Below are 904 nucleotides of genomic sequence, written 5' to 3' on the forward strand. Positions count from 1 at the left end.
ATTTTTGAGTCAGACCAATGATGTCTTAATGGATAGCTTCCAAGAAGTAGTGATTATTCGAGCAAATATTGATCGTTATCGTATTTTGGTCAATAACCTTGGACAAGACAATGTTGATGAGCTTATAAAAGAGTTTGTTGCTAGAGTAAACGCCCTTGAGCTCAACCAGCTACTATGTTTTTCACACTTAGGCGGTGATGATTTTGGGCTATTGTTCGAGTTTAGTGATGCTCATCTAGTACGCCACGAGCTTGATAGCTTGATGCATATGTGCGAGCGACCATTTGTATTAAAAAATACCAGTATTTATTTACAGATATCGGTTGGGGTCAGTTATTATCCTAAAGACGGTAACCAGTTAAGCAGTTTGCTAAATAAAGCTGAAAAAGCGTTACATTATGCCAAAGAGCATGGCGGAGATGATGTCTGCTGGTATAACGACGAGATAAACCACGAATCAATCGACAGTTTGCAGTTAGAGACTGAGCTACGTGAAGCCATATCGGCCAAGCAGTTCGTGCCCTATTATCAGCCTAAAGTCACTTTAGAATCGGGCGCTATCGCTGGTTTTGAAGCACTCGTACGTTGGCAGCATCCTACGCGTGGATTGCTACAACCAAAAGATTTTATTGAAGCTATTATTAAGCACAAACTGTCATTTGATTTATTTTGTCAGATGGCTGTTCAAATCGCTGAGCAGCTTCGTATTTGGGAGTCGATGAATTTTACGCAACATGTCTGCATCAATGCCGATGCTGCAGAATTTAGCCATATTGAATTTTTTGACTTTGTAACCAATCTATTCACGCACCATTCTATTCAACCTCATCAGTTACATATTGAAGTTACTGAGTCATCTTTAATGCTGCGGCATGCAAGTGTTAAGCAACAGCTTATTGCGCTA

Annotated in this window: 1 protein-coding gene; it reads left to right on the forward strand. The window is 40.0% G+C overall.

Annotated elements, in window-relative coordinates:
* Nucleotides 1-904: EAL domain-containing protein (locus tag ACS8FD_RS18060; RefSeq protein ID WP_439276862.1), on the forward strand; the 904-nt coding region annotated here is incomplete at both ends.

Source organism: Psychrobacter sp. 1U2, assembly GCF_051847575.1.